A 24,959-nucleotide genomic window follows, 5' to 3' on the forward strand; every position below is an offset into this window, starting at 1 on the left:
ATCATAGCACACCGCTTTCTCCACTGTGGTGCTTCCACGAAGCTCGACTTGCGCTTCCAAAATAAATCCGGAAATACAGGAAGCTTGCCCGCCTCTGACTACTTACAATTATTACTATTTATTCTTCCTCCATTTTCCTCAGTCGCTCAATCACCGCATCTAGAGATCGATAATGGTGATAGATTCCTTTCCAGATATGGCCCTTGTTGGCGGTCTTGAGCTCAGGTTGTTGATCTAGCCCACCTGCATACCAATCTCCGTATTCGTGGTCGATCAAACAGGCATCGGTGTAGCCCCAGAGCTGGAGAAACTTCCCATAGTAGTCGTTGGGGTCCTTGGGATATAGCTCGTGAAACAATAGGAGAGAATTTAAACCTTCTGCCTGAGCCCACCAGTTTTTGGTAGACCGAGTCACTCGATAGCCGTCTTTGAAATAATAGCCTTCATCGTAAAACCCGCCTTTTTCATCATCCCATCCCAGCTTCAAAGCCTGATCCACCATCTTTTTGGCGACTTCCAAAGTCCGCAGGTCGTCCTTTAAGCCGAGAACATGGGAAGCTTCCAACATCAAAAACGCCGTCTCCACGTCATGCCCAAAAGATACATGGTCCAGCTGGTGATGCGCCTCAATCACCGCTTCAGCCGAATCGGCAAAGCTCACCGGCTTCCAGTCCGGATACAGAAACAAAGTCAAATGCCCCTGATCGGTCACAATGCTATCCCGGATCAAGATCAGCATTTCCTCCAATCTACTTCGGAGCATATCATCCGGCCAAACCTGGTATAACTCTGCGAATGCCTCCAACAAATGAATCGAAGAGTTCTGATCCTTGTAGCCCAAGTCAGAAGAACTTGGCGTGTCCGCAGGCCGAACTCTGGGCTTCCCGTACCGATCCAAATGCTGGAAATATCCCTTATGCACGGGATCGTGTGCTCCCGAGTCCAACCAATAGAATGCCTTTTTGGCAAGATCCAAGGCTTCTGGATCGCCGCTTTGATTGTAGTAAGCAGCCAGGGCAAAGATGCCGAAAGCGTTGCCATAGGCGGTTTTAGCAGAGTCGCCTTTGACATTTCCTTTTTTATCCAAAAGCCAAAAGAATCCGCCGTTTTCCGCATCCCAAAATTTGTCCCTGAGGAAAACAAAGCCGTGCTTGGCTCCTTCGGAATAATGCGCTACCTCAGGATAGCGCTCAGCCGCTTTGGCATTGGTCCAGACATGGCGGGATTGGGTCACGATCATCTTTTCCTGATCGCCGACGGGCTTGAAGTCATAGGAAAAAGCGCTCAAAAACCCTCCATCCGCAATATCCATTGCCTGGGGATACCACTTATCCAGCACTTCCGTACGGAGATGATGCTCAATTTGATCGGCTAGGTGGGCATTGGTATCTTCCTTTTGGCAGGAAAAATGAATGACTACCAATGCGAGTATTACCGGAAAAGTAAGATTTTTCATAAGGTGTCTTTTTCTAATCTAGTACTGACCACCTCCGTATCCGTCAACTGCGGAAACAGAGCCAAGTCCAATTCACTATTTGATCCGAATCCCAAGGGTAAGCTCCAGATCGGCCGAACGACCGATCTCCTCTTCAATCTCCCGCTTGATTTCCTTGTAGTCGATGGCTTTCAATTCCCTTTCTGACAGGATGGTTGCGGAGATGCGCAGGGGATTCAGCGTAATGACCTTGACCTCACGAAGAAGGCCGTGCGGAATGCGCTTGCCGCTGAGTTCTTGAATTAGCTTATTTTCCAGCACCATGTTCCTAAAGCTGAAGCCCAGGGGAGTAGTCACCAAAACGAAGAAAACCAAGCTGATCAACAGGCCTTTTTTAGCAACGCGAAAAGGACTAAAACCCAACACCAGAAAGGTCAAGGCGGCAGCCATCACTATCCCCGCGAGGTTGGTCGCCAGCAGCAGAGCAGCTCCCCCAAAGACATTCCATTCGCCCCAGCCGAGACCTATACCAGCCACTGCCAGCGGCGGCACCAAAGCAACCGAAATAGCGACTCCAGCTAGCGTCTTTGCAATCTCCTCCTTGGCATGGGCATAGGCGCCCGCTACACCCGACACCAACGCGATGCCCAAGTCGAGTAAGTTTGGCCTGATCCGCGACAGGATCTCCGAGTTGACACCGTCCAAGGGAGTGAGCCAGGTAATGAACACCGCGAAAAACAAACCGATCAAAATCCCCCAAAACAGTGTAATCAAGCTCGATTTGACCAGAATCCCATCTTGACGGAGCGCTCCCATGGCCAGGGAAATAATCGGCCCCATCAGAGGAGCCAAGATCATCGCACCGATCACGACTGGCGAAGAATCGGCAAACAATCCGAAAGTCGCAATCAGCGTGGACAGCGCCATCAAGACCAGGTAATTGGACGAAGTCTGGGCGTTTTGCTTCAGAAGGGTAAAGAGACCCTTGAATTCGTCGGTAGTGGCGTGTCCTACCCAGGGCAGGTAGCTGCGGGTCAGTTCCTCCCGAGATCTTCCGGTCGGCAACTTACCTAGATTGAGTTCTTTCCGCTTTGGGGTCTCGCTCTTTTCGTCCGAGAAGCCCGTCTTGACCCGGGGCTTTTGCTCGGAAATCTTAATCGAAAGCTTCGACGCACTCCCCTCTTGTCCATCGAGCCCATAGCTGAGCTCCGAGTCCATGCCCTCGATTTCCATCGCTTCTGCCGACCAGTAGCTGACAAACTCAGGGATGCTGCCACCCTTGATGGGAAAGAAGAGATTTTGCAAGCCAAAGCCAATGATGGAGAAAAGGCTGCGCGGGGCAAAAGCGATCACATGCAGGTAACCGTCACTCAAACCGGAGTCTTTGATCAACCTCTTGAATACCAAGCTGGACTCGTTGTGCCCCACCACCAATACCCCCATCGCGGCGACTTCCAACTTCTTTTCCTCCTCTTGATTTTTGATGGTGATGCGATAGTTCTGAAGCTTCACCCTTCGGAAAAGATTCAAAAAGCGGGAAAGCCGGTTTTTGAAGGCACTGAAGAAATGATAGTCGCCGGGATCGTAGAGGACACTGAGCGACTTGCCGATCACCAACGAGTTGATACATACCTTCCCGTCCACTTCCAGGACATCCATCGAATCCGCGTCCTGCTTTTCCAAAAACAACTTAAATGCATCAGACTTGGAAGAGGGGATCCCCAGCGCTTTTCGTACTTGGACAAGTTTGGGATGGGGGAGAAAACCGAGTACGGGAGTTGAGCTGTCCGCCTCCTCGATGACCTGCATAGCCTGCTCGTCCGACACCCAAAATAAGAGGCAATCCTCTTCTCCAAAATCCCCCAAAGTAAATTCCGAAAAGGTCAGGGTTCGACTGGGGCTGGGATCCAGTTTTTCGGTGAATGAGTCGATCTCATCCTTTTCGAGTTCCTGGTCATATACCAACACGTAGTCTTGCATCAAAAATCAATTTAGAAAAAACGAAAAAATAGATTTGGCGTCTAGGATTTCATCAACTTATCCAAAATCTCCGTCGCCGCTTCTGAAAGTACTGTCCCGGGGCCAAATACGGCAATAACACCGGCATCAAACAAAAACTCATAGTCCTTTTGGGGAATCACGCCGCCGGCGACAACTTGAATATCCTCCCGTCCGAGTTCTTTCAAAGCTCCTATCAACTGCGGCACCAAAGTCTTGTGCCCGGCAGCCAAAGAAGAAACACCAACCAAATGCACGTCATTTTCGACAGCCTGCTCGGCAACTTCCTGAGGGGTCTGAAAGAGCGGCCCAATATCCACGTCAAAGCCCAGATCCGCAAACCCCGTGGCAATCACCTTGGCACCACGATCGTGTCCGTCTTGACCCATCTTGGCGACCAAGATACGGGGACGGCGCCCCTCCATCTCGGCAAATCGGTCAGATAATTCTTGTGCCTTCTTGAACGAATCCTGATTTTTCACCTCTGCTGAATATACGCCCGAGATGGTTTGGGTCTGGGCTTTGTGCCTACCAAAAGCTTTTTCCATCGCCAGGGAGATTTCACCTAAAGTAGCTCTTTTTCGAGCTGCATCTACTGCCAAGTCCAATAGATTACCGTGTCCGTTGTGTGCTGCGTCGGTGAGCAAGTTGAGACTTTTGTCCACTTCAGCTTGATTTCTGCTGGATTTGACTTGGTTCAAGCTTAGGATTTGAGCTTCCCTCACAGACTGATTGTCTACGTCTCTGACCTCGATTTGACTCTCCTCATCCACTTGATAGCGATTGACTCCGACGATGACATCCTTCCCGCTATCGATCCGAGCCTGTTTTTTTGCCGCTGCCTCTTCGATGCGAAGCTTCGGGAGCCCTGCTTCAATTGCCTTGGCCATTCCACCCAATTTCTCCACCTCTTCAATCAGTGTCCAGGCTTTTCGCGCCAATTGATCTGTTAGATATTCCACATAGTAAGAACCTCCCCAAGGATCCACCACTTGGGTGATTCCTGTTTCCTCTTGAAGCACCAACTGCGTATTTCTGGCAATTCGAGCAGAGAAGTCCGTCGGCAAAGCAATCGCCTCATCCAGGGAATTGGTATGGAGAGATTGGGTATGTCCCATGACCGCTGCCAGGGCCTCAACCGCAGTACGGGTCACATTGTTGAAAGGATCTTGCTCAGTGAGCGACCAGCCTGAGGTCTGACAGTGCGTACGCAAGGCCATAGATTTCGAATCTTTGGGCTCAAATTGCTTGACAATCTTAGACCAGAGCAATCTTCCAGCGCGCATCTTGGCGATCTCCATGAAGTAATTTATCCCAATCCCCCAAAAAAAGGAAAGTCTCGGAGCAAAACCATCGATATCTAATCCCGCCTTGATCCCTGCTTTTAAGTATTCCAGCCCGTCCGCCAGGGTGTAGGCCAACTCCAAATCCGCTGTTGCACCGGCCTCCTGCATGTGATAGCCGGAGATTGAGATCGAGTTGAACTTCGGCATATTTCTGGACGTGAATTCAAAGATATCGCCGATGATGCGCATGCTTGGTTGCGGTGGATAGATGTAGGTGTTCCGCACCATAAATTCCTTCAGAATGTCATTCTGGATAGTCCCCGAAAGCTGTGCTGGCTTTACCCCCTGCTCTTCTGCCGCCACGATGTAAAACGCCAATATCGGGATCACCGCGCCGTTCATCGTCATGGAGACAGACATCTCACCCAATGGAATTTGATCAAAAAGCAGCTTCATGTCCTCCACCGTATCAATGGCCACCCCAGCTTTGCCCACGTCTCCCTGCACTCTCGGATGATCCGAGTCGTAGCCCCGATGCGTCGCCAAGTCGAAAGCGACAGATAGGCCTTTTTGCCCGGCCGCCAGATTTTTCCGGTAAAATGCATTGGACTCCTCTGCAGTGGAAAAGCCCGCATACTGCCGGATCGTCCATGGCCGCTCAATGTACATGGTCGCATATGGCCCGCGAAGATAGGGCGGCTCGCCTGCGGAAAAGCTCATATGACTGAGCGCGGCGATCTCTTCAGCGTCAAATTGGGCCGGAATCGAAATCTGCTCCGGTGCTTCCCATGCGGAAATCTGAACCCGATCGGAGTCGATGTGCGTCGCAGCCTTCCAGTTTTTCAAGTCAGGTCTCATCCGTCGGATTGGTTTTGCCATTCAGCCAAGTACGTCGCTCTTGTCGGCTTGAGTTCGTAGGATTTTTCTTCGAAAAACTCGAATTCCAAGTCATTTTTGAGATTGCCGGAGGCAACAAATTTATTGACTCCGATCTTTGAGATCTGCTTCTCGGAGACAGCATTCTGGATTTTCTCCCGGTGTGATTTCACCTTAGAGTGGATCTCTGTGGATTTCAAGACCGCAAGCCACCCGCCTTTTACCTCCAGATCTCTGAGGCCCTGCTGAATCTCAGCGAGGATTTCCGCCTGTATTTTTTCCAAAAAGAAAGATCCCGATGCCGGATCAATGACCTTGTCCAGATAAGCTTCTTCCCTCAAAATCGAAGAGACGTTTCTGGCGATTCTTCTTTCCAAATCATTTGCACTTTCTTCGTGTAGAGGGCTTGTCCAGAGCAAATTCACTCCACCAAGAACAGCCGCCATCGCTTCATACGTTTGTCGGATCAGGTTGGAATTCACATCCAAGATCGACTTTGACCAATGAGCCGTTTTGGCAAGCAAGATCAAATCACGCTCAGCCAACTCGATTGAATACAAGCTACCTAGCGCATCTGTCGCCATTCGAAATGCTTTCAACCGAGCGATCTCTCCGAAGTGGTGATCAGCAACCGCCACGTCCAGCAACATATTTTGAAATACTTTCGCTGGGCTTTCCCCGCTCAGATCAATCAGCTCGATCAATTCCCCCAAGCCGAAAACTACCGCATCGATTGGGTTTCCACCAGACTCGGAGTAGCGTGAAGTTTTTACCGCAAAGGATCTAAAATTGGGAAAGGACTCAGTCAACTCAAGTAACTCCTGAAATATCTCTATCGCCAGTTCGTATTCCCCATTATGATCAAACACCAGATCTGACGGACTCCATAGCAAGCCGCCCGTAACGTTATCAGAAGGTACATCGAGACTTTCTATCCAAGTAAAAAAAGTGTTTATCGCAGCTATCGGGTTCCCGATCGGTTGGATCAAAATCGGAATGTACTCCGGTTTTACCCCTTTCAGGATTTCCGATAGATCCTCAAATCCTGAAAGATGGAGCACCAGTCCTTCTGCTCCATTTTGGAGCGCACGCAGAACTGAATCCACCGAATCGCCGGGAAACACACTGACCATATTGGCCCATTGCCTGGGAGGCATGCCCGGAATCTCCGATTCCTTTTGAAATCTGTGCTGGACTGGCGCCTTTCCCTGCAAATCCTCCGAAGTATAGAAAGGCTCGACCTCAATTTTCTCCCAAAGCCTTGACTTCAGGCTAGAATCAAAATCCTTTCCGCGCAAATCCTGGACTACGCGTTTTTCCCAATCCCCTTTCGCTGAAACAGAAAACTCATTGAACAAATTTTTGGTCATAGTGGGTTGGTAAGAGTCTATTTTCAGGTAGAATCAAAAATAACGAATGCCCTGAGAATTGCCTTTGGAAAATCAAATGAAAATCCAACTAGGTGTTCTAAATCCCAACTTCCTGATTTTCAAACGAAAATTAAATCAGTAGAATTTCACAGAATATACCACAGGAAGTTTGCTTACAACAATCTACTACAGTAGTATAAAATCGGAATAAAATTAGCAGCCAAATATAATTTCGAACCGCGCTAAAATTCTCCTATTTTTGACTTTTTCAAGTCTTTGGCGATTTTTTATTTAGGTTAAATTTCCACAAATTTGACACCCTGCTTTCGCTCAGGGTTTACCAAAATACAAGCAAATCTTTTCTAAATGAGTTTGGAAGCTAGCGCCGTATGGAATGAGTGTCTGCGTGTTATAGAACAACATGTCAACGAGCAGAGCTTTTCAACTTGGTTTAAACCCATCAATCCCGTCAAACTGGAAGGGTCGAGTCTCACGATCCAGGTTCCCAGTCAATTTTTCTACGAATGGCTGGAGGATAACTACGTGCACGTACTCAAGCTGGCGATCAAGCACACCCTCGGGCCTGCCGGTCGTCTGGAGTATGCGGTAGTAGTGGACAAGGGGAACTCATCCAACCAACCCATAGCTGTTTCGTACCCGCAGGGTAATTCCAACTCAAAGAAAGCACCAGTACAGCAGGAAGTGAAGACACCTTTTGAGATGCAATCGCTGGATGCGGAAATGCTGACCAAAAGTAACCTGAACCAAAACTATACCTTTGGCACCTATATAGAAGGGGACTGCAACCGACTCGCCCGCTCGGCAGGTTTTGCTGTGGCAAGCAAGCCCGGCATCACGTCTTTTAATCCGCTGATGGTTTACGGAGGAGTGGGTTTGGGAAAAACCCACCTGGTGCAGGCAATCGGCAATGAGATAAAAAACGGGCCGGAAGATAAGTTTGTGCTTTATGTTTCTTCCGAAAAATTTGTAAACCAATTCATGGACTCCATCAAAGATGGTAACGTGAAGAGCTTCACTAATTTCTACATGCAGGTGGACGTCTTGATCATCGACGACATCCAGTTTTTGGCAGGAAAAGACCGAACCCAGGAGATGTTTTTCCACATCTTCAATCACCTGCATCAGAACAAGAAGCAGATCATCATGACCTCAGATTGTCCGCCAAGAGATCTGAAAGGGCTTGAGGAGCGTCTGCTTTCCCGTTTCAAATGGGGTCTGACAGCTGATCTTCAGATGCCGGATTTCGAAACCCGAGTGGCGATTATTCGGAAAAAAATGCAGTCCGAGGGAATCATCATACCTGACGATGTGGTCGAATACCTCGCTTACTCTGTGGACACCAACGTCCGGGAACTCGAAGGAATTCTGATTTCCCTGATTGCGCACGCGTCTCTGAATCGCGTCGAAATCAGCCTCGAGCTTTCAAAAACGGTGATCAAAAACTTCATCAAGGACATCGAAACGGAAGTTGGGATCGAGTTCATCCAGAAATCTGTCTCCGAATACTACAGCATCCACCTCGACGACCTTAAGGCAAAAACGCGGAAGAAAGAAATCGTGATCGCACGTCAGGTGGCGATGTATTTTTCGAAAGAATTCACCAACCACTCTCTCAAATCCATCGGTTACCACTTTGGAGGTCGTGATCACAGTACCGTCATCCACGCCGTCCAGACAGTCAATGATATGATCGAAACGGACTCCGGATTTCGCAATTCAGTCAATGAACTGAAGAAGAAGTTTAAGATGAGATCCTATTAAGGTCAAAAGATCGGAGACCGAAGAATCCCAGTCAAAGGCTAATTTCATTTTTTTTGCTGAGCGGAGTCGAAGCATCTAACTTCAGATCTACCCCCTACCAGCGGACAATATCACCCAACTCTTGTTTGGTAAACTCCAGGTGGGTATCTCCCATCGCATAGGGCCCGATCTCATACGGCACGTAAACGATCCAAAATTTGTCGTCATCAAATCCCATCGCGTTGGCCAAGAAAAAACCAGTTTCGGGAAGAAAAAAACGTCCGTCATCGGTTAGGCTCACTCCATCTGCCATTTGGTGGAATTCGCGAAATTTCTGCTCTGCTACGGCTTTCAGTTTCTCCTGATCCCGAATCAACAGGTCTTGTGACAGATAGGCTCCGGTGACTGCATTCAGATTTACAAAATCCTCTCCGTGATTGGGATGTGCTCCTCCCATATACGACATCCATCCAAAGTGTATGCTAACGGTACTGTCGGATTCGTAGGAAACCTTGCCCTCCACGTCTATTTCATAGCCCCAAGGAGTATCGGGAAATTCCCGCATCTGCTCCTCAAACATCCCGAAATATCCGGCAATCAGCGAGTCTCTACTCATCGTAGGATCGTCGCCAAACATAATATACTTGCTGACTTCGTCGTGGATTGTTTGATTTACCTGATCCGAATTTTGACCCCTTGCCACCGGCCAAACAATCCTTAACGTAGCACAATTGTCTCCGATACATTTCTCCGTGTTTAGCGAGTCCAGACCAAAAGACAGTGGATCCTGCGGCGGTTCAGACACCACATTCTCCTTTTGAGCGCAGGAAAAAACGGGAAGCAGAAGAAAAAAAAGCAGAATTCTCATAAAATCAATTTTTGGAAAATAGCAGTTGGATTAGTCTTTTGGCGAGGGTACCGGGATTGAGTTCGCCCGACTGAACCTTAGGACGCTGTAGAGTTAACTCATTTTTGACATCGGGGTTTCCCAAAAAAGCCAAGCCCAACAAAACCCGAACCTGATCATCCAGCCAGTCAAGCCGTTGCTTCGCGCGGTTATTTTCCCAGAAACCACTGGCCTTCATCTTACTTTCGAACTCGTTGATCATATTCCATACCTCCTCAAGTCCAGTGCCAGCAACAGAGGAAGCCAAGATTACCGGTGGTGACCAAGAGTTTTCTGACAAAGGAAAAAGATGAAGTGCGTTTTGATAAGCTGACTTGGCTTTTTTGGCTGACTCCAGATTATCTCCGTCGGCCTTGTGTATCACCAGACCGTCGGCCATCTCCATGATTCCTTTTTTGATTCCCTGCAGTTCGTCCCCGGCACCGGCGAGCATCAGCAGGAGAAAAAAGTCGACCATATTTTTCACGGCTGTTTCACTCTGCCCCACCCCGACTGTCTCAACCAAGATCAGGTCAAAGCCTGCCGCTTCACAAAGTAGCATTGCTTCACGGGTGTGGCCGCTGACACCACCCAGTATGGTCCCGGTGGGACTCGGCCGGATAAATGCCCGCTTGTCGGAGGCCAGATTTTCCATACGGGTCTTGTCGCCCAAGATGCTCCCCTTGGTCAGTTGACTGCTGGGATCGACGGCGAGTACGGCGACTTTTTTGCCCTGATCCAAAAGCAATCTCCCGAAGGCCTGGATAAAGGTGCTTTTGCCTACGCCCGGCACGCCCGTGATACCAACTCGGATCGATTTTCCAGTAGCAGCCATCAAGGATTGAATCAGCTCCGAGGCCAAAGCCTGATCAGTCTCCAGGGAACTCTCTACCAAAGTGATCGCCTGACTTAGGATCACGCGGTTACCGGATAATATTCCGCTTCGGTACTCCTGTAGCTCCAGTCTTTTTTTCATTGGACTTCGGAGGTAAATCGGCCTTCGCCCATGGGTGTTTTTTCAAACTTTGCAAGCAGATAGGGCTGCAGTTCCTCCGGAAAAAACGGCTCTTGAGGACTGAGAGAAACCTTTTCGTCTATGTCAGAAGTAAAGAAAAAAACCAATGTTCTTCCGTACTTGGTGTGCGGCTGGGCGTCGGCAAACTCCCGCATCCATTGTATGTCCGTATCCAGCGCCCGGATCGCATACACCCTAAGCACGGGCCCGGTGTTGTTTTCATTTCTGTAAAAACCCAACTCCTCAAACTTCCCTTCGAAAGCTTTAGTGCCGGGATTTGAAAAACTGGATCGGACGATTTGCACCAGCAAGATCAGTACGATGAATCCAAGGAGATAGAAAATGACTCGGTTGCTTTTCAAAAACTTTAGCGGGTTTGTGGGCTTTAGGCCTTAATTTAGCCCAAAATTCTGACAATGGGTTTCGAGTACGTCAAGGCACTTCATATCATCTTTGTAGTCACCTGGTTTGCAGGGCTTTTTTACATCGTCAGACTGTTTATCTACCAGACCGAAGCGCTACAAAAACCGGAGGCGGAACGAAACATCCTCAAGCCACAGCTTGACCTGATGGCAAGCCGGCTATGGTACATCATCACTTGGCCATCGGCGGCGCTAACGCTGATTTTTGGAACTTGGGTACTTAGCTACCGTTGGGGCTATATGGAGTTGGGCTTTATGCATGCCAAACTTGGATTTGTGTTTTTGCTGTACTGCTACCACGGTTTCTGCCACGTGCTTTTCAGAGAACTTCAGGCAGGAAAAGCCCGCTGGACTTCTACCCAACTCCGGATTTGGAACGAAGCCTCGACGATCTTGCTTTTTGCAATTGTCTTTCTGATCGTTCTCAAAAGTACACTGAGCATGATCTGGGGGCTGGCCGGATTGATCGGATTAGGCATCACGCTGATGCTCGGTATCCGGCTTTACAAAAAATATCGACTTAAAAAAGAACAATGAAAACACCTAGCATTTTTCTTGGACTGGTACTTCTGGGGGCCATTTCCTGCAAACCCGCGTCGGAAAACTCAATCGGATCGTCCGAGCTTCCCATCTTGGGCGAGCGGTATGCGGATGAAAACCAAGACACCGTTTATCATGAGATCGCAGACTTTGCTTTTGTCAACCAGATGGGCGACACAGTCACCAAAGCCGACATGGCTGGAAAGATCTACGTAGCGGATTTCTTTTTCACTTCCTGTCCGACCATCTGCCCTATCATGAAAAAAGAGATGCTTAGGGTATATGAGGACTACAAATCCGACCCAAACTTCAAGATCCTGAGTCATTCGCTCGACCCCACGTTTGATACACAAGCAGTGCTGAAAGACTATGCTGAAAAGCTTGGAGTTTCGGACGCCTCCACCTGGAACTTCCTGACCGGCGATCAGGAGAAAATATTCGAGATCGGCCAAACCAGCTATCTGACCACAGCGATGGCTGATCAGCTGGAACCGGGAGGATTTCTGCACAGTGGAGCGTTTCTTTTGGTAGATGGCAATGGCAGAATCCGGGGAGTCTATGACGGCACCAAGTCCGATCAAGTCGATCGGCTGATCTCTGACATTCCAAAACTGCTGGAAAAATGAGAATCCCGATTTACCTGACCAGCTTGCTGTTGGCCTTTTCCTGTGCTCCAAAAGCCAGTAGTGAAGAAAACACCCTGGCACAAATATCAGATCCAGCTGTGATGCAATATGCGATTCCCGGTAAGGCGCTCTATGAATCCCATTGTGGGAATTGTCATCAGGCGAATGGAGAAGGCTTGGCAAAACTGATACCGCCAATCAGGGATGCGGACTATTTCAAAGCGAGCATTCCCCGCACCGCTTGGATCATCCGCCACGGTCAAACGGGAGAAATCAATGTAAATGGCGAAAAATACAATCAAGCCATGCCTCCGAATCCCAACTTGAAACCGCTGGAAATAGCACAAATCACGACTTATCTATATAATATCTGGGGAATGGAAGAAGGAGTCATCTCGGGAAATGACATTGAATCCTATCTGAAAAATAGGCCTGACAGTTACTAATCCGCCAAGAGCGAGTCCGCTTTAGCTAAAGCATCTTTGATGTCCTTATTGACCTTTGCTATCAAGACCATCTGCGCTTCCAAGTAAGCCTTGACCTCTTCGGGGGTCTTTCCGTCATCCTCGATTTCATACTGGCGCATCCAGACAAACATGTTCTCGTAGGCCTGGTTTAGCTCAAGAGCTAGCCCTTCGAGATTCTTTACCTGATCGCCATCTACTGAATCCATCATGCTCAGCTCCCCGGCTTTTTGAAGTGCCTTTTTCTCAAAGGTCTTGAGCTGTCCGAGCTTGGGCATCACTTCATCGTGTACCGCGATCACCTCAGCCCTCTTTTCCTTGTTCAAATCAATCTGACTTGGTCCACAGGCGGAGAAAAAAATCAACAAACTAAAAACCAAACCAATACGAGTATACTTCATCAAAGTAGAATTTACTTCTCAAATATACAATTTTATCTTGTTATAGTTAAAAGCGTGAATCCTTTTTTGTTTCTCTAAATAAAACAGTTTTTGATGTTATTTTTGAGTACTAAAATCTTCCAAAATGAAACCATTCTGCTTTGCTGATGGAAACATCATTCCAACCGAATCGGCCACCATCCATCCTATGGATCTTGGCATGATTAGAGGATTCGGGATTTTTGATTTCTTTCGAACAACTGGTCACAGCCCCCTTTTCCTCGAGGATTATCTAAACCGGTTTACCACATCGGCGGAAAAAACCCACCTACCTTTATCCTACAGCCGGGAGCAGCTTCGTACCATCGTCAAGGAACTGATCGACAAAAACAATTTGCTGAACGGTGGATTGAGGATGCTCCTGAGCGGCGGAGTATCTGAAAACCACTTTTCGCCGGCAAAGGGAAAGCTTTTCATCTTCGCAGAGTCGCTCTCGATGCCCTCGGAGGAAAAATACCAAGAAGGCGTCAAATTACTTACCTTGGAATATGTAAGACCGATAGCCGACATCAAAACCACCAATTACACACTCCCTGTCTGGCACAGTGTCCATTGGAATCGACTTGGCGCAGAGGACGTCCTGTATCACTGGAACGGTGTGGTCAGCGAAAGCTCCCGCAGCAATTTTTTCATTGTAAAAAATGGGGTAATCCACACCCCAGACCAGCATATCCTGTTAGGTATCACGCGGAAAAAGATTTTGGAAATCGCAGGAAATGTAATAATCCGACCGATCTCCCTAGCGGAAGTCTGGGAGGCAGACGAAGCCTTTATCTCCAGCACCACCAAGGTACTCTTGCCGGTCACTCAATTGGACGACCGAAAAATCGGTAGTGGTAAGCCAGGATCGGTCACCATGGGAATATTGGAGAAATTCAGAAAGCTGGAAAAAGAAACAGTAGTCTAGAAAACAAAAAAACAGGTTAAATACCTTAGGCGAAAGTACAAATCTGTGCATCCTTGGCTTTCATTCCTGTCGGTACTTTATCAATCCATCCTTTGCGCAGCATTAGACTAGTACGGTAATCCCTGCGCCTACTCCAAAATCAGCCTCGCGTCTTTGAGAATATACATGAGTTTCTCCGGATCCTTGGCATTCAAAGTCAGCTTGCCACGAACTTTGACCCGCTTGGAGGTGTACTTGATCGGGTTGGTCAGCATGACTTCCATCACCGTCTCAGGCCCCCCGGATCCGCAAAAAAAACATTCTGCCAAAGGAAGACTCGAAAGGATAATATGTTCAGGTTTAAACATCCCTTCGAACGGTATGATATAGCCATCTGCCTCGACTTCTTTGCCTTCAAGTTTCTTAATATTGTCAGAGAAAACCGGAACATACAATTCCCCAAACTGATCTTCGCTGATCTTGTAGGACACTTCAGTAAGGCTTTTCCAAACTCCCTGAGCCTTAGATACAGAGCCAAACAAGCTCACTATCAATCCAAAAACCAGAATAAACCCCCACTTTTTCATATCATTTTCCAATTTTGCCTGCTAGTTACGCCTTTGTCAGTTGCTTTGCAATACTTGTTTGATAGGCCGACCAGGCAGGGATCAGGGACGCCACTATCCCTACACACAACGCATAAGTGATGATCCAAAGTTCTTCTTTGAGAAAAATCCAAGGCTGAATCGCCGCTATTACGCTTTGTTCATTTTGGCTGACCAGCAGCCAGAGAAAGCTGTGTCCCAAGACTATGCCAAGAACCGCTCCCAGAAAGGTCAACATCAATCCTTCCAGAAAAATCAAAACCAAAAGTTGAACTCTGGATGCGCCTAAGGCTCTCAGAATTGCCAAATCATATTTACGCTCTTTCAGTGAATTGTAAAGCGCAATGAATATCCCCAATCCCGCGACTACAATCAGCACGATCGCCAGCCCCTGAAGCAATCCGATACCTACACCCAGCAGCTCAAACAAGCGCGACATCTCAAAAGACGGGGAAGCCGCCTGCATGGAAGTCCCCGAATTGATCATCCTTGGCAACTGAATCGCAGCCATAGGATTGCGATATTGAATAAGTAAAGTCGTCACTTCCCTGTCCTCATCGGAGACTGGAAATCCGGTTTTTGAGACTGGCTGATCGAATTTCCCATCGTGATCCATTTCATCGGATTGATCAGACTCAAGCGAATCAGAATCAATCTCTGCAATCGCTACCGAGTCTACGGTGGCCGTGGATTCCTCCGTTTCCTCGTCATGTGAATACCAAACCGACTCGATGCTGGTCAGGATCAGTCTATCCACTACATTGCCTCGGGGAGCTAGAATCCCGGACACTACAAAGTTGTGCTCATCATGCTCGTGGCTGCCGACGCTGATCCCGTGGCTTGAGGCAAATTCATCACCGATCTTCAATCCTGTTTTGACCGCTGCAGCTGCACCCAATACAACTTCAAAGGGCAACTCCCAGGTCTTTCCCTGGGAAAAAGTGACGCCATTCATTTCCAAATAATCCTGATTGGTACCGACGATACGGAGCCCTTCGAGATTGTCTCCCAAAGCCATTGGAATAATATTTTTTATCAGTCGGTTTCTGGACAGTTTTTTTGCCTCTTCGATCTTGATATTTCCCGTAGGAAAATCAATGTGGTAGACGGAAGAAAGAATCAATTGAAGCGGGCTGCCTTTGGCCCCCACCACCAGATCGATTCCTGCGGCATCCTGGGTCATCTTCTTCTCAAACTGATCCTGGATCAAGAGCAAAACAGTGATAATCGCCAAGCCCAAGGCCAGTAAAAATATATTCATCCCGGTGGAAAGCGGTCTAAAAGTCAGGTATTTCCAGCTGATCTTAAACAGATTCATGGGCTTTGACTTCGATAAAGTTGGAGATGTGATTTCTGACGCGCTGGTCGTGTGTAACGATGACCAGGGCCGCGCCGATCTTGGTCGCCTGGGTTTTGAGTAGGTGGATTACCTTTTCGGTATTTTCATCATCCAGGCTGGAGGTAGGTTCGTCAGCGAGGATCAGTTTCGGGCTATTGGCCAAGGCCCGGGCGATGGACACTCGCTGGCCTTCGCCCTCACTCAGGGTCTGTACGGCGGATTCCGCTTTACTGTCAATCCCCAATTCTGAAAGTAAACATCTAATATCCTGCCCTTTCTTTTTGCTGAAAAAATGGGCCAGCTCTAGATTTTCCCGGACATTGAGTGCCGCGATAAGATGCGGTTTTTGAAACACGATTCCGATATTTTTCCCCCGAAACAAATCCATCTCCTGACCAGAAAGCGCAGAAAGGCTAGTACCATCCAGGTTAACTTCTCCCTTCAGTGGGATATGCAACCCCGCCAAGAGATTGAGTAAAGTAGTCTTCCCGCTGCCGGATCTACCGAGAACCAGCAACGCTTCGCCTGCGTCTAGCTTGAATTCCGGAAAAGCAATCTGAGCCTGCCCTGGATGAGCAAAGTGCAAAACGCTGGTCTTTAACATAGGCTAATTTACTGGAATCGTGACAAAGAAGGTCGTCCCTTTATCCACCTCGCTTTCGAACATAACTTCTCCACCGAGCACATCTAGACACTTTTTAACGATGGAAAGACCAAGCCCGGAGCCTTCGACGATGCCCACATTTTTGGCACGAAAAAAACGGTCAAACAACTTGTTCTGCTCCGATTTGGGGATTCCAATGCCCTTGTCGACGATCTCGGCAATAATTCTATTCTCGCAAAAACGGATATTAAACTCTACCACTCCTCTTTCTTTTGAATATTTAACTGCGTTGGAAAGTAAGTTTTCAAAAACCTGGTAAAGGAGTTCGGGATCAGAGGTGATAGTTTTCGGCATTTCCCCAATCTTGGATCGGATGGTTACCTCGTTTTCGATGCCGGCGTTGACCGTATCTATAAGTTCCTTCACAAAAGCCCCCGTGAACATCTTCTTGGGCCTGTATTCCAGCTTATTTTCATCCGCTTTGCCAAAGAAGAGAACGCTGGTCAGCAGATTGTTCAAGGCCCGGACAGAATGCTCGATCTTAAAAGCATGCTTGCTAATCTTCATTTTCAAAGGATGCTCTTTTTCAGCATAGATCTGCAATAGCTGAGCTGAACTAAGAATCGAAGTAAGCGGTGTCTTAAAACCATGAGAGACGTTCAATACAATCCGAGACTTGAGCTCATTAATCTCGCGTTCCTTTTCCAATGCTTTTATGAGCTCTTTATTCGATTCATAAAGCTCCGCGGTTCGCTGTTTTACTTTCTCTTCGAGTTCGTTATTAAGTTTCTGGAGTTCTTTTTCCTTGCGATCCTTGAAAATCGCCAGCTCAATCACCATGTTTAGCTCCCTGATATTGAAGGGCTTAATGACATAGGCACTGGGATTGGTACCGACGACCTTGTTGAGCGTCTCGGCATCTGAGCTCGCACTCAGGTACACGACTGGGATATCATACTTTTCGTTGATGATCTCGGTCGTCTTGATCCCGTCGAGTTCACCCGCCAGATTGATATCCATCATGACGATATCCACGAAGTTTTCTTTCAGTAATTCGAGTGCTTGCTCTCCAGTGTCCGCAATACCCACGATCTGGTGGGAATTTTTTTCAAGGGCTCGCTGGAGTAATAGTGCGGAAACTGAATCGTCCTCGACTATGAGGATTTTTAGTGTAAACATGAGCTAAGTCGAAGAAAGGGATGGCGGCATATAGGGTTTGAAATTACAAAAATTACGCATCGGGCAATGGAATTTCGACTAAGACTTTTGCACCCTCGTCTTTCGCGCTCCAAATCCGGATTTCTCCATCCATGAGTTCCACTGGCATTCTGGTGATGCTAAGACCAAGCCCAGTACCCTCAATTAATCGATCATTTCCTTTGCGCTCTTGCTCAAAAGGGTCAAACATCTTGCGTTGAAACTCTGTCGAAATCCCGATTCCGGAATCGATCACTTCCAGCAACAGGTAACTTATCACTCCGCTGAGATATCACTGAAATTTCGTCCGCTTCCGTGTATCTGGTCTAGTTGCTGATCAGGTCGATGAGGGCCATTTCAAGAAGTCTCCGATCCAAATTGGCTCGAAAGGAAGGCCCAGAAATCTGAATTCCAAGTTCAGGGTTTTTCTCCTTGCGGCCAATTTGAGTGGCAGGATGATCGACTCCAAGTACTCCCTCATCCCGGTTTGAGTGTATAGTACCGGCATTTTGTTAGCTTCAATTTTTGCGATATCCAGGAGATAATTGATCGTCAACAGCCGCCGCTCGCCGCATTGGAGGATAACATCCAATTGGGAAGAAGTTCTAAATACGGGTTCCATTCATCTTGATGTGTTGGGCCCCACCTTGTGCGGATTTTAATGATTGACATTTTGGTAGCGAAGAAAGTCTTCATCATCCTCTCCAGTCTATATCGAAAGGAGGAAAAGATTTTTCCCGGCAAATTACCCTTGAGATTGTTTCGCATTTCTTTTGTCGGCGGGTGGTTTCTTTTATTTTTGTGCCAAACTTTAAAAATCGAAGCATGAGTGTACTAGTCAATAAATATTCCAAGGTAATCGTTCAGGGGTTCACCGGGTCTGAGGGCTCATTCCACGCACAGCAAATGATCGAATACGGCACTAACGTAGTCGGCGGCGTGACTCCGGGCAAAGGCGGTTCTACCCATTTGGAAAGACCTGTTTTCAATTCCGTAGAAGAAGCAGTTCAAAAGACCGGTGCTGATGTTTCCATTATTTTTGTTCCGCCTGCCTTTGCAGCTGATGCGATCATGGAAGCAGCAGACGCAGGCATCAAGGTGATCATCACAATCACGGAGGGAATCCCAGTCGCTGACATGATGATCGCCAAGCCGTATATCAAAGAAAGAGGCTGCGTATTGGTCGGACCAAACTGCCCTGGAGTCATCACTCCTGGAGAAGCCAAAGTAGGGATCATGCCTGGTTTCGTCTTCAAAACAGGCCGCATTGGTATTGTATCCAAGTCAGGAACATTAACCTACGAAGCTGCGGACCAAGTGGCCAAAGCCGGAATGGGTGTATCTACTGCCATCGGTATCGGTGGAGACCCGATCATCGGTACTTCCACCAAACAAGCCGTTGAAATGCTGATGAACGATCCAGAAACTGACGCAATCGTCATGATCGGCGAGATTGGCGGTAATTACGAAGCGGAAGCAGCCCGTTGGATTCGTGAGACTGGAAACAAAAAACCTGTAGTAGGCTTCATCGCTGGACAGACTGCTCCGGCTGGCCGTAGAATGGGTCATGCCGGTGCGATCATCGGAGGAGCGGACGACACTGCTGCAGCCAAGATGCGCATCATGAGAGAAAATGGGATACACGTCGTGGACTCTCCTGCTGAGATCGGAGTGACCATGGCCAAAGCAATTGGTGTGATCGCCTAATCAAAAAAATCTCTTGAGTTACTGAAAAACTCTTCATACCAGATAAGCCGCCTCGGATCAAAAGTCCGGGGCGGTTTTGTTTTGTCGAATAGAATCATCATCACTTTTTGTATTTTCAATTTATGCAGGAGCCAAGCCATTTCGTTTCCGATCAGTTTTATTCTAAAAAAGTTCGGGAATTAAATGTCCGAAGCATCCGGGTCGCTGCACCAGAGGCTTCGATCCGGAGTTGCGCAGAAAGGATGGCCAAGGAACAGGTCAGCTGTCTATTCATTGGGCCGTCCGAAAAAGAAATCATTGGGTACATTACTGATCTCACACTTCGTGATCAGGTGTTGGCCAGAGGACTTTCCCCGGATCTCGCCGTCAGTCAAATCATGGAGAGCGACCTGCTCAGCATCTCCCCGGAAGCGTCTCTGGTCGAAGCGCTCCTATTGATGTTTCAGACCAAAGCCCGCTACCTTTTGGTGGAAAACCAAACCGGATACCTAGGCTGGATCAGCAGAACCAAAGTCCTGACAGAGCAGAGTCAGGGGCCTTTTATGTTTATCCAATCGGTCAAAGAGGCGCGACAAATCTCGGAGCTGGCCGACAAATGGGCCAGAATGCCCCAGATCATTCACCTCCTCATCAGTCGGGGAATGAAAGCCGCCCTGGTCAATCAGATTATCACAACAGTAGCCGACACGATCACTCAACGCGTAATCGAGCGGGTAATAAAAGAGATCGGCCCGGCGCCGGCCAAGTTTGTCTTTTTTGTGCTTGGCAGTGAAGGCCGTGGTGAACTCACCCTCAAGACTGATCAGGACAATGCTATCATCTACGAAGACAAGGCCAACGAACATCGCGAGGAGGTTCGTGCCTACTTTCTGAATTTTGCCACCCGGGTCTCTACTGCTTTGGACCTCATCGGAATCGTCTTTTGCGAAGGTGAATTGATGGCGATGAACCCCAAGTGGACGCACTCACTTTCTCATTGGAAACGAAACTACGACTCCTGGATCTCGGATGCGTCACAGGAGACAGCCATGAACTATTCGACTTTCTTCGATTGCCGGGCAATTTATGGGGAGCTGTCGATCCTGAATGAACTTAAAAATTACATGGGTGAACTGCTGGTGAATGCTCCCGAGCGATTTTTCATCAACCTGGGCCACAATGCACTGCAGTATCAAGCACCCCTGACTTTTTTCCGAAGGATCAGATCCGAAGAAATCGACGGCGAAAAACAACTGAACCTGAAACAGACCATGCGACCCATCGTAGATCTCGCCCGAGTCTATGCATTGAAATACCGAATAGGAGAAACCAATACAAATTCCCGGATCAATTTACTTCGGGAAAAAGGCGTTTTTACCGCTAAGGAAGCACAAGAACTCACCCATGCTTTTGACTATCTGATGGCATTACGACTGGAGAATCAGTCACGCTACATCCTTGACCAGCACCAGAAACCAAAGAATTACCTCAAGTTGAAAGACCTCACGAAAGTTCAGCAGGTAACGCTAATTGAGATTTTTAAAGTTATCGAAGAATTCCAAGCACGGATAAAAATTTCATTTACCCGAAGTCTATAATTTCTTTCTTCCTGATTTACTTTCTTAAATTTTTTATGAAAGTTGTTTTTTATTCACCAAAGATTTTTATTTTTGTTCGAACGAATAATTTACCGATCAGGCTAAGAGGATTTGATGAATATTTGGAAAATTTATTCTTTATAAATTTTAATTTGGAAAAACACAGAATCAATTCGTCATAAATTTTGAAATAGGCAATTCCCAGAATAATAAATCTCACATCACTAAACGGTCTCACCAGTATGCTCAGTAAGTATCCTCTCTCCGAAGTAGAAAAAGCATTTCTTGCAGAATCCGGAGTAGACAAAATCTCTACCCTGATCCCCTATCTCACCGTTGACAATTTCCCAAAGCTTGGGTTACTCACGGCGTGCCGCTTTTTGGAGTGGGCTGCAGCAAACCCTGAAGGAGTCATCAGCTTGCCGACGGGAAAGTCCCCTGAGTTTTTTATCAAGTGGACTCAATTCCTACTTGAGAACTGGGATACTAAAAAAGGAAAAGACGTTCGTGAAAAATACGGACTCGGAGCTACCAAAAAGCCTGTTTTGAAAGACCTGACCTTCGTGCAGATTGACGAGTTTTATCCTATTTCTTCTAAGCAGCACAACAGCTTCTACGATTACGTCAACAAATTTTACATCCAGGGTTTTGGACTTTCGAAGGAAAACGCCATCCTGATCAATTCAGATGAGATTCCTTTGGCTGATGGACTTCATTTCAGTCAGGTATTCCCGGATCTGAAAGTCGACCTTTCGTTAAGATTCCGCGATCCGATCAATGCTCAGGAGAAACTGCAGCAGCAGTCAATCTATATGATCGATCAGTGGTGCGGAGAGTACGAGCAGCGCATCCGCGACAAGGGCGGCATCGGCTTCTTCCTCGGCGGCATCGGCCCCGATGGACACATCGCATTCAACACCCGCGGGTCACATATTTTCTCAGTCACTCGGCTGACCGACACCAATTTTGAAACTCAGGCAGTCGCTGCCGGTGATCTAGGCGGTATTGAAGTATCTGCCAACAGACTGGTGATCACGATCGGCTTGGACACGATCGTCTACAATCCGGAGGCTGTTGCGATCATTATTGCAGCAGGAGAAGCGAAAGCGGGCATCGTGAGAGATTCACTGGAGACGCCCCTCAACAACGTTTTTCCCGGCACAGTCCTTCAAAAACTGAAAAATGGTCGATTCTACCTCACAAAAGGCGCTGCGGTCAAACTCACCGACTCCCTCTACGCTTACTATCAAAAGGGAGAATGGACCTTTGAAAAGACAGAGCGCGCAGTATTGGAGCTTTGCAAAAAGCTGAACAAATACGGACACAGAATCAAAATCGAAGACCTCAAGGCCGACAAATACACCAAGATGATCCCGGGACTCAACGAGGACACGGTCAATCAGGTGATGAAAGCGGCAGACGCCAAGCTTGCCAAAGGCCTGGAGCAGGAAAGAAACGAGGTGCTCCTACATACTGGACCTCACCACGACGATATTTCTTTGGGCATTTTGCCACATATCACCAATCAACTCAACGAGCCAAGCAACGAAGCCCATTTCTCGGTATTGACCTCTGGTTTCACGGCCGTGACCAACACGTTCATCATTGACACGCTGCAGACGACCAAAAAGCTACTCGACGAAGACAAGATCCAAATGGTCAACTTCGAAGATTTCTTCGAGGTAGGCTATAGCCTCAAGACCGACAAGGACGTCTACCACTTTCTGACCAACGTAGCTTCGGAAAATCCTTATGCCCGCAAGCGCGGACTTTGCCACCGCCTGGTACGCGCGCTCGTGATCGTCTACGGGGTAAAAAACAAAACCCAGCTCCGAGAAACCATCAATGAAGTCATCAGTGTCTTGAAAAACTCGTACGACGGGGAGAAAAACCCAGCCAAGATCCAAAAGCTGAAAGGCATGATCCGCGAGTTTGAAGAAGAATTGGTGTGGGCGCACTTTGGCGTACAGGTGAAAAACGTACACCATCTCAGACTGGGCTTCTATACAGGAGATATTTTCACCGAGCAGCCGGACAAAAACCGCGACGTTGAACCGATCGTTGATATGTTCCGCAAGATCAAGCCTACCAAAATCAGCTTGACACTCGATCCTGAAGGATCCGGCCCAGACACGCACTACAAGGTACTCCAAGCTACTGCAGAAGCAGTAAAAAAATGGAGCACAGAACACGACACAAGCAATCTGCGCATCATCGGCTATAGGAACGTCTGGTTCAAGTTTGAGCCACACGAAGCCAACGTAATCGTGCCGGTCTCTCTTGGTGACATGTCTGTGATGGAAGATTCCTTCGCAGACTGCTACATGAGCCAAGTCAATGCGTCTTTCCCAAGCTACTCCCACAACGGTAAGTTCAGCACGGTAGCCAAGCGCACTTGGGTCGGTCAGCTCAACGACATTCAGCTTTTGCTGGGCAAAAACTACTTCTACCAGCACGATCGGGCAAAAGTACGTGCTAGCCACGGCCTGATTTTCTTTAGAGACATGAGCGTAGAAGAGTTTTTGGCTACTGCCAGAGAGCTAGAAAAATCGATCGAGGGAATGCTCTAATCCCTTCGGAAGATTAACAACTTATGCAGAAAGCCTCCGAGATGTTTTGGTGGATTTCTGTCTTGACTTATCAAATAACTGATCTATAGACTTTAGCGAATGGAAAAAGCCATTTTAGGACTAGATATCGGCGGAACTGGCATCAAAGGCGGGATTCTAATCAAAGGACATCTTGAAGACATTCGCTCTATCCCCACTCCTGCGAGAGAAAGCAAGGAGTTTATCCTGGAGACCATTGCTACATTCATTGAATCCTATGCTCACTACGATTTCGTAGGAATCGGAATTGGCATTCCCGGCCTAGTGGACTCGAGAGAAGGAATTGTCCTTGGACTGGCAAATATCCCGTCTTTTCAGCATGTGGAGCTAAAAAGCTTTCTCATGGAGCGCTTTTCGAAACCGGTGTTTGTCAACAACGACGCCAACTGTTTTGCGATTGGCGTGCATAAATACGGCGTAGGCAAGCCTTACAAAAACTTGGTTGGCATCACGCTTGGCACCGGTGTCGGCGGAGGGATTGTCATCAATGGACAACTATATTCCGGTGTGTTTTCCGCAGCAGGTGAGTGGTGCAGTGCACCGTACTTAGAGCACAATTTTGAATATTATTGCAGCGGAAAATTCTTCCATAATGTCTACGATAGCAAGCCAAAAGCGTTGGCAAAGCAGGCATTGGCAGGTGATCTGATTGCGCTGCAAGCTTTCGAAGAGTTTGGCCAGCATCTCGGCGAACTCCTCAAGATGATCATGTACTCACTCGCTCCCGAGGCAATTGTACTTGGAGGGTCAATCCGCAAAACCTATCCCCTATTCAAGAAATCTCTTTTCAAAAGCTTGGAGACGTTCGCATATCCTACTGTCTTGGCCAATGTGAGTATCCTAATCTCCGAACTGGACGAGACTGCTATCCACGGGGCAGTTGCTCTGGTCGACGTACAAAAAGATATGGTAGAAGTCTAAAAATTATTAAAGTTGGTTTAGTTAGTCAAAAAGGGCGGTTTCTCAGAGACCGCTTTTTTTTGCATTTTTTTTTAAAGCAAACACAAGGCTTACACCAAACGAACTTCAGGAGTACACCTACGGGAAATAAAAATAGAGCTCCCTAAAAATCAGAAACGTCTGATCGGATAGCGACAATCTGGTTTACCTGCGGCACCACATGGAATTTGGAAACGACAAAAGGAATTCGGAAACTACGTAGTTTGCCACCGCATAGGTAAGGTGGAGCCTCACTCCAAGGGTACGTGACAATGACAGTCTCATTCATACCTCGTTAATGATTCTGACACCCTGTCCATTGAAACCCTTTTTGCCAATCAATAAAAGAATTCTTGATTTTTCTTTTGTCCCCGTTA

The 24,959-nt window shown here is 47.7% G+C and carries 23 protein-coding genes; 9 read left to right on the top strand and 14 right to left on the bottom strand.

What is annotated here, in order from left to right:
• Positions 1 to 118: 118 nt before the first annotated feature.
• The 4 genes from ABD031_RS18740 to ABD031_RS18755 form a co-directional block, all read right to left on the bottom strand.
• Positions 119 to 1,456 carry an AGE family epimerase/isomerase gene (locus ABD031_RS18740; protein ID WP_343854200.1) on the bottom strand — a complete coding sequence of 446 codons (1,338 nt, stop codon included), beginning with the start codon at positions 1,454 to 1,456 and terminating at the stop codon, positions 119 to 121.
• 75 nt (positions 1,457 to 1,531) lie between these two features.
• On the bottom strand, positions 1,532 to 3,415 hold the full coding sequence (locus ABD031_RS18745; protein ID WP_343854201.1) for a TIGR00341 family protein: 1,884 nt from the start codon (positions 3,413 to 3,415) through the stop codon (positions 1,532 to 1,534).
• A gap of 41 nt (positions 3,416 to 3,456) precedes the next feature.
• Positions 3,457 to 5,577, bottom strand: a complete 2,121-nt coding sequence (scpA, locus tag ABD031_RS18750) for a methylmalonyl-CoA mutase (protein WP_343854202.1) — start codon at positions 5,575 to 5,577, stop codon at positions 3,457 to 3,459.
• Complete coding sequence (locus ABD031_RS18755) at positions 5,574 to 6,965, bottom strand: methylmalonyl-CoA mutase family protein (RefSeq protein WP_343854204.1); 1,392 nt, start codon at positions 6,963 to 6,965, stop codon at positions 5,574 to 5,576. The genes scpA and ABD031_RS18755 overlap by 4 nt, the downstream gene beginning before the upstream one ends.
• A 366-nt stretch (positions 6,966 to 7,331) precedes the next feature.
• Here ABD031_RS18755 and dnaA point away from each other — a divergent pair, with 366 nt between their 5' ends.
• Positions 7,332 to 8,747 (top strand): chromosomal replication initiator protein DnaA, encoded by a 1,416-nt coding sequence (gene dnaA / locus ABD031_RS18760; RefSeq protein WP_343854205.1) that lies wholly within the window; start codon positions 7,332 to 7,334, stop codon positions 8,745 to 8,747.
• Between the two features lie 94 nt (positions 8,748 to 8,841).
• Here dnaA and ABD031_RS18765 read toward each other — a convergent pair whose 3' ends face one another.
• The 3 genes from ABD031_RS18765 to ABD031_RS18775 are packed head-to-tail and all read right to left on the bottom strand — an operon-like array spanning position 8,842 to position 10,989.
• On the bottom strand, positions 8,842 to 9,594 hold the full coding sequence (locus tag ABD031_RS18765; RefSeq protein WP_343854206.1) for a DUF3298 and DUF4163 domain-containing protein: 753 nt from the start codon (positions 9,592 to 9,594) through the stop codon (positions 8,842 to 8,844).
• Between the two features lie 4 nt (positions 9,595 to 9,598).
• Positions 9,599 to 10,588: a methylmalonyl Co-A mutase-associated GTPase MeaB gene (meaB, locus tag ABD031_RS18770; RefSeq protein WP_343854208.1), complete on the bottom strand. Its 990-nt coding sequence runs from the start codon at positions 10,586 to 10,588 to the stop codon at positions 9,599 to 9,601.
• The gene (locus tag ABD031_RS18775) at positions 10,585 to 10,989 is read right to left on the bottom strand and encodes a hypothetical protein (RefSeq protein WP_343854209.1); all 405 of its coding nucleotides are present in this window, start codon (positions 10,987 to 10,989) and stop codon (positions 10,585 to 10,587) included. The genes meaB and ABD031_RS18775 overlap by 4 nt, the downstream gene beginning before the upstream one ends.
• Before the next feature lie 54 nt (positions 10,990 to 11,043).
• On the opposite strand from ABD031_RS18775, the gene ABD031_RS18780 reads away from it, so the two are divergent.
• The 3 genes from ABD031_RS18780 to ABD031_RS18790 are packed head-to-tail and all read left to right on the top strand — an operon-like array spanning position 11,044 to position 12,661.
• Positions 11,044 to 11,586: a CopD family protein gene (locus ABD031_RS18780; RefSeq protein ID WP_343854210.1), complete on the top strand. Its 543-nt coding sequence runs from the start codon at positions 11,044 to 11,046 to the stop codon at positions 11,584 to 11,586.
• A complete protein-coding gene (locus tag ABD031_RS18785; protein WP_343854212.1) occupies positions 11,583 to 12,215 on the top strand; it encodes an SCO family protein in 633 nt (210 codons plus the stop codon). Before ABD031_RS18780 ends, ABD031_RS18785 begins: the two co-directional genes overlap by 4 nt.
• Positions 12,212 to 12,661 carry a c-type cytochrome gene (locus tag ABD031_RS18790; protein ID WP_343854213.1) on the top strand — a complete coding sequence of 150 codons (450 nt, stop codon included), beginning with the start codon at positions 12,212 to 12,214 and terminating at the stop codon, positions 12,659 to 12,661. The genes ABD031_RS18785 and ABD031_RS18790 overlap by 4 nt, the downstream gene beginning before the upstream one ends.
• Here the strand turns inward: ABD031_RS18790 and ABD031_RS18795 are convergent.
• Complete coding sequence (locus ABD031_RS18795; RefSeq protein ID WP_343854214.1) at positions 12,658 to 13,080, bottom strand: hypothetical protein; 423 nt, start codon at positions 13,078 to 13,080, stop codon at positions 12,658 to 12,660. The genes ABD031_RS18790 and ABD031_RS18795 overlap by 4 nt on opposite strands.
• Positions 13,081 to 13,204: 124 nt before the next feature.
• Here ABD031_RS18795 and ABD031_RS18800 point away from each other — a divergent pair, with 124 nt between their 5' ends.
• Positions 13,205 to 14,026, top strand: coding sequence for an aminotransferase class IV (locus ABD031_RS18800; protein ID WP_343854216.1), 822 nt, complete (start codon positions 13,205 to 13,207; stop codon positions 14,024 to 14,026).
• Between the two features lie 128 nt (positions 14,027 to 14,154).
• Here the strand turns inward: ABD031_RS18800 and ABD031_RS18805 are convergent, their stop codons facing one another.
• The 6 genes from ABD031_RS18805 to ABD031_RS18830 are packed head-to-tail and all read right to left on the bottom strand — an operon-like array spanning position 14,155 to position 18,372.
• Positions 14,155 to 14,592, bottom strand: coding sequence for a hypothetical protein (locus ABD031_RS18805; RefSeq protein ID WP_343854217.1), 438 nt, complete (start codon positions 14,590 to 14,592; stop codon positions 14,155 to 14,157).
• Between the two features lie 25 nt (positions 14,593 to 14,617).
• The gene (locus ABD031_RS18810) at positions 14,618 to 15,928 is read right to left on the bottom strand and encodes an ABC transporter permease (RefSeq protein WP_343854218.1); all 1,311 of its coding nucleotides are present in this window, start codon (positions 15,926 to 15,928) and stop codon (positions 14,618 to 14,620) included.
• A complete protein-coding gene (locus ABD031_RS18815) occupies positions 15,915 to 16,553 on the bottom strand; it encodes an ABC transporter ATP-binding protein (protein ID WP_343854220.1) in 639 nt (212 codons plus the stop codon). The genes ABD031_RS18810 and ABD031_RS18815 overlap by 14 nt, the downstream gene beginning before the upstream one ends.
• A gap of 3 nt (positions 16,554 to 16,556) precedes the next feature.
• Positions 16,557 to 17,732 (bottom strand): hybrid sensor histidine kinase/response regulator, encoded by a 1,176-nt coding sequence (locus ABD031_RS18820; protein WP_343854221.1) that lies wholly within the window; start codon positions 17,730 to 17,732, stop codon positions 16,557 to 16,559.
• A gap of 52 nt (positions 17,733 to 17,784) precedes the next feature.
• Complete coding sequence (locus ABD031_RS18825) at positions 17,785 to 18,030, bottom strand: ATP-binding protein (protein ID WP_343854222.1); 246 nt, start codon at positions 18,028 to 18,030, stop codon at positions 17,785 to 17,787.
• Positions 18,031 to 18,087: 57 nt separating this feature from the next.
• A complete protein-coding gene (locus tag ABD031_RS18830) occupies positions 18,088 to 18,372 on the bottom strand; it encodes a hypothetical protein (RefSeq protein WP_343854223.1) in 285 nt (94 codons plus the stop codon).
• A gap of 203 nt (positions 18,373 to 18,575) precedes the next feature.
• On the opposite strand from ABD031_RS18830, the gene sucD reads away from it, so the two are divergent.
• From sucD to ABD031_RS18850, 4 genes are all read left to right on the top strand, one after another.
• Positions 18,576 to 19,457, top strand: a complete 882-nt coding sequence (gene sucD / locus ABD031_RS18835) for a succinate--CoA ligase subunit alpha (RefSeq protein WP_343854225.1) — start codon at positions 18,576 to 18,578, stop codon at positions 19,455 to 19,457.
• A 122-nt stretch (positions 19,458 to 19,579) separates the two neighbouring features.
• Complete coding sequence (locus ABD031_RS18840; protein ID WP_343854226.1) at positions 19,580 to 21,034, top strand: DUF294 nucleotidyltransferase-like domain-containing protein; 1,455 nt, start codon at positions 19,580 to 19,582, stop codon at positions 21,032 to 21,034.
• 242 nt (positions 21,035 to 21,276) lie between these two features.
• Entirely contained in the window at positions 21,277 to 23,604 is a 2,328-nt protein-coding gene (locus tag ABD031_RS18845) for a glucosamine-6-phosphate isomerase (protein ID WP_343854227.1), read from the top strand.
• Between the two features lie 99 nt (positions 23,605 to 23,703).
• Positions 23,704 to 24,564 (top strand): ROK family protein, encoded by an 861-nt coding sequence (locus ABD031_RS18850; protein WP_343854229.1) that lies wholly within the window; start codon positions 23,704 to 23,706, stop codon positions 24,562 to 24,564.
• Positions 24,565 to 24,959 lie beyond the last annotated feature (395 nt).

Origin of the sequence: Algoriphagus jejuensis (genome assembly GCF_039523455.1) — a bacterium.
Classification (GTDB): domain Bacteria; phylum Bacteroidota; class Bacteroidia; order Cytophagales; family Cyclobacteriaceae; genus Algoriphagus; species Algoriphagus jejuensis.

Coding starts and splice junctions, on each gene's coding strand:
- ABD031_RS18740 (WP_343854200.1), bottom strand. CDS start 1,456: ATGAAAAATCTTACTTTTCCGGTAATACTCGCATTGGTAGTCATTCAT.
- ABD031_RS18745 (WP_343854201.1), bottom strand. CDS start 3,415: ATGCAAGACTACGTGTTGGTATATGACCAGGAACTCGAAAAGGATGAG.
- scpA (WP_343854202.1), bottom strand. CDS start 5,577: ATGAGACCTGACTTGAAAAACTGGAAGGCTGCGACGCACATCGACTCC.
- ABD031_RS18755 (WP_343854204.1), bottom strand. CDS start 6,965: ATGACCAAAAATTTGTTCAATGAGTTTTCTGTTTCAGCGAAAGGGGAT.
- dnaA (WP_343854205.1), top strand. CDS start 7,332: ATGAGTTTGGAAGCTAGCGCCGTATGGAATGAGTGTCTGCGTGTTATA.
- ABD031_RS18765 (WP_343854206.1), bottom strand. CDS start 9,594: ATGAGAATTCTGCTTTTTTTTCTTCTGCTTCCCGTTTTTTCCTGCGCT.
- meaB (WP_343854208.1), bottom strand. CDS start 10,588: ATGAAAAAAAGACTGGAGCTACAGGAGTACCGAAGCGGAATATTATCC.
- ABD031_RS18780 (WP_343854210.1), top strand. CDS start 11,044: ATGGGTTTCGAGTACGTCAAGGCACTTCATATCATCTTTGTAGTCACC.
- ABD031_RS18785 (WP_343854212.1), top strand. CDS start 11,583: ATGAAAACACCTAGCATTTTTCTTGGACTGGTACTTCTGGGGGCCATT.
- ABD031_RS18790 (WP_343854213.1), top strand. CDS start 12,212: ATGAGAATCCCGATTTACCTGACCAGCTTGCTGTTGGCCTTTTCCTGT.
- ABD031_RS18795 (WP_343854214.1), bottom strand. CDS start 13,080: ATGAAGTATACTCGTATTGGTTTGGTTTTTAGTTTGTTGATTTTTTTC.
- ABD031_RS18800 (WP_343854216.1), top strand. CDS start 13,205: ATGAAACCATTCTGCTTTGCTGATGGAAACATCATTCCAACCGAATCG.
- ABD031_RS18805 (WP_343854217.1), bottom strand. CDS start 14,592: ATGAAAAAGTGGGGGTTTATTCTGGTTTTTGGATTGATAGTGAGCTTG.
- ABD031_RS18810 (WP_343854218.1), bottom strand. CDS start 15,928: ATGAATCTGTTTAAGATCAGCTGGAAATACCTGACTTTTAGACCGCTT.
- ABD031_RS18815 (WP_343854220.1), bottom strand. CDS start 16,553: ATGTTAAAGACCAGCGTTTTGCACTTTGCTCATCCAGGGCAGGCTCAG.
- ABD031_RS18820 (WP_343854221.1), bottom strand. CDS start 17,732: ATGTTTACACTAAAAATCCTCATAGTCGAGGACGATTCAGTTTCCGCA.
- ABD031_RS18830 (WP_343854223.1), bottom strand. CDS start 18,372: ATGGAACCCGTATTTAGAACTTCTTCCCAATTGGATGTTATCCTCCAA.
- sucD (WP_343854225.1), top strand. CDS start 18,576: ATGAGTGTACTAGTCAATAAATATTCCAAGGTAATCGTTCAGGGGTTC.
- ABD031_RS18840 (WP_343854226.1), top strand. CDS start 19,580: ATGCAGGAGCCAAGCCATTTCGTTTCCGATCAGTTTTATTCTAAAAAA.
- ABD031_RS18845 (WP_343854227.1), top strand. CDS start 21,277: ATGCTCAGTAAGTATCCTCTCTCCGAAGTAGAAAAAGCATTTCTTGCA.
- ABD031_RS18850 (WP_343854229.1), top strand. CDS start 23,704: ATGGAAAAAGCCATTTTAGGACTAGATATCGGCGGAACTGGCATCAAA.